Here is a 2858-nt window from a genome sequence, read left to right as displayed (position 1 = left end):
TCCAGCATGCTGGAGCGGACATACCGGATCCAGACCGCCACTTCGGAGCAAGCGATCGTAAACACCGGCAAAATCAGATGAAGCACCCGGTCCCACAAGCCGGACGGCGCATTGATCGTCTGCAGGCCGCCCGACGGCAGCCAGCCGAGCTTCACGGCAAAGAACATCATCAACAGGAGACCGAGCCAAAACCCGGGCAGCGAAATGCCGACGAACGTAATGCCGGACACGAGCTGATCGAGACGCGAATTCGCTTTAACCGCGCACAGAATGCCGAGTGGAATCGCTATGGCCATGGCCAGAGCAAAGCTTGTAACCGTCAGCAGCAAGGTATTCGGCAGCCGGTCCCACATCAATTCCGAGACCGGCTGGCTTTTTTGAAACGAAGTTCCGAAATCCCCCTGCGCCAGGTCGCTGATCCATTTCCAATACTGAATATATAACGGTTGATCCAAGCCGTAGGCTTTGATCATATTCTCTTTATCGATGGCCTTGATCGTCGGATCGTCGACGTACTGGGAGATCGGACTGCCCGGAGCCATATGGATAATCAGAAAAGATATGATCGTAATGCCGATCAGAATCGGAATGGCGTTCAGCAAACGCCGAAGGGCATATCGGGCCACCGGATCTCACTCTTCTTTCATCATAATTTCGATCATAACGATCAATGGATTTTCTTATTTCGTGAAATACCACTTTTCGATTTCCTTCAAGGAGTCTCGGTTCGAGTTAAAGCCTTCGAGATTAGCCGGATAAGCCATGGTAACCGTCGGCGAATAAATGAACGTATACGGCTGGTCTTCCGCGATCAAAGCGTCAATTTTGGCCAGCAGCTCTTTCCGTTTGTTCATATCGAACGTCTTCAAGTCCTCGTCGATCAGCTTGTCGACCTCGGGATTTTTATAAGAAATATAGTTCGATCCCGTCTCCATCGCCGTCGAATGCCAAATGCCTTGCGGGTTCGGGTCTCCCGAAATGCTCCAGCCATGGAAAAGAGCGACGAAGTTTTTACCCATCCAGTTTTTCGTGAAAGCAGATCCTTCAACAATCCGAGGCTGAACGCTGATGCCGACTTTTTTCAACTGCTGCTGAATTACGGTTAGTGCCTTCTCACGAACCTTGTTCCCTTGAATCGTTTGCATTTCAAACTCGAATCTTTGACCGTTTTTCTCCAAAATGCTGTCGCCGTCCGTATCTTTCCAGCCTGCATCGGCCAAAATCTTCTTCGCCTTTTCCGGATCGTACGGGAATTTCGGCACATTATCCGTGAACGACCAGTAGGAAGGAGACGTTTGGCTGTGTACGAGCTTTCCTTGTCCTTCGATGATATTGTCTACGATACCTTGACGGTCGATAGCCATCGTAAGTGCCTGACGCACCGATTTATCCTGGAACAACGGATTGGTCAAATTCCAGGCCGCAAACATATAGGTCCCTGTGCCAATCCCTTTTTGCAGCTTGATTTTGCCCGACGTTTTGGCAAACTGCTCGATAGCCTGCAAATTGTCGGCCGGTACCGCAATGACGTTAATTTCTCCGGCTTGCAGCTGAGCCATCATGGCATTGGCATCCGGGACGATCTTCGCCGTTATTTTTTCGATGGCCGGCTTGCCTCCGAAATAGCTGTCGTTACGAAGGAAGCGCAAATATTGGCCTTGCTTCCACTCTTCCAGCTTATAAGGACCGGACCCTACAGGCTGCTTGAAAAACGGAGATTTGTCCATATCCTTTACAGGAACTTCCTTCAGCAAATGCTGAGGCAAAATATTATAAGCCAGCATATCGATGTATCCGGCATGCGGCTCTTTAAACGTAAATTTAACGGTCGTGTCGTCCGTTTTCTCGACTTTCGCCAGCTTCTCGAACGTTCCTTTGCGAGGGCCTTTGTAATCCGGATTGAGCGGAATATTATATGTAAATACCACATCGTCGGCTGTCACCGGCTTGCCATCGCTAAATTTGGCATCGTTGCGGATTTTAATCGTCATTTCCTTCTTGTCTTGCGAGAACTCCGGCTGTCCGGCCGCCAGGTCTGGAACGATTTCTTGCTTTTCATTAAAGTCATACAAATTGCTGAACACCAGATCGATCACTTCACTGGAAACCGTAGTAGTTGCCCAAAAGCCGATAAAACCTTGCGGATCCAGCAAATAAGCCGTATTGATTTCGCCGCCGTCCACCTTTTCTTTTTTGCCGCTGTTAGCTGCCGCCCCATCGGCCGGCTTCTCGCTTGTTGCAGGGGTTCCTCCGCCTCCGGACGTGCAGGCGCTCAACAATAGCGCGGTGGTCATCAATGTGGCAAGAGCGATATTTCCCGCTTTGCCGAATTTTTTGAACAACATGGCAAGTTTCCCCTCTCTTTTCGATGCCTTCTGCAGGCTGTTTATATGAAATGGCACGAGGCGTTATGCCCCGGCTCCACTTCGCGGAAGACAGGCTTCTCGATCCGGCAGCGCTCCACTGCATGCGGACAGCGCGGATGGAACGCGCAGCCCGACGGCGGATTTGCCGCATTCGGCACTTCACCGCTTAAAATAATGCGTTCCCGCTTGCCGTCCACATCCGGCTCGGGCACGGACGACAGCAGCGCCTGGGTATACGGATGCTTCGGACTGCCGAACAGCTGATCCCGGCTTGCCAGCTCGACAATTTGACCTAAATACATGACGGCAACCCGATCGGAAATATGGCGGACGACACTGAGATTGTGCGAAATAAACAAGTATGACACATTCGTCCGCGTCTGCAGCTCCTCCAGCAGGTTGACGATCTGCGCCTGGATCGAGACATCGAGCGCCGAGACCGGCTCGTCCGCCACAATGAGCTTCGGACTCAACGCAATCGCGCGGGCAATC

The 2858-nt window shown here is 51.5% G+C and carries 3 protein-coding genes; all 3 read right to left on the bottom strand.

Features of this window, described 5'->3' with window-relative positions; all coding sequences use genetic code 11:
- A partial coding sequence (locus QJ48_RS34910) for an ABC transporter permease (protein ID WP_157261880.1) occupies nt 1-626 on the bottom strand: 626 nt, incomplete at its 3' end.
- A 54-nt stretch (nt 627-680) separates the two neighbouring features.
- Nucleotides 681-2345: a peptide-binding protein gene (locus QJ48_RS34905; protein WP_054977820.1), complete on the bottom strand. Its 1665-nt coding sequence runs from the start codon at nt 2343-2345 to the stop codon at nt 681-683.
- Between the two features lie 41 nt (nt 2346-2386).
- On the bottom strand, nt 2387-2858 hold a 472-nt coding region (locus tag QJ48_RS34900; protein ID WP_162238619.1), incomplete at its 5' end, for an ABC transporter ATP-binding protein.

The sequence above is a fragment of the Paenibacillus sp. A3 genome (assembly GCF_001399685.1).
In the GTDB taxonomy this organism is placed as follows: domain Bacteria; phylum Bacillota; class Bacilli; order Paenibacillales; family NBRC-103111; genus Paenibacillus_G.
Note: the sequence above shows the minus strand (reverse complement) of the source record. Positions and strands in the feature narration are given on the sequence as shown.

What these genes read in the sequence shown, in the direction of transcription:
- QJ48_RS34905 (WP_054977820.1), bottom strand. Translation starts at nt 2,345, where the DNA reads ATGTTGTTCAAAAAATTCGGCAAAGCGGGAAATATCGCTCTTGCCACA.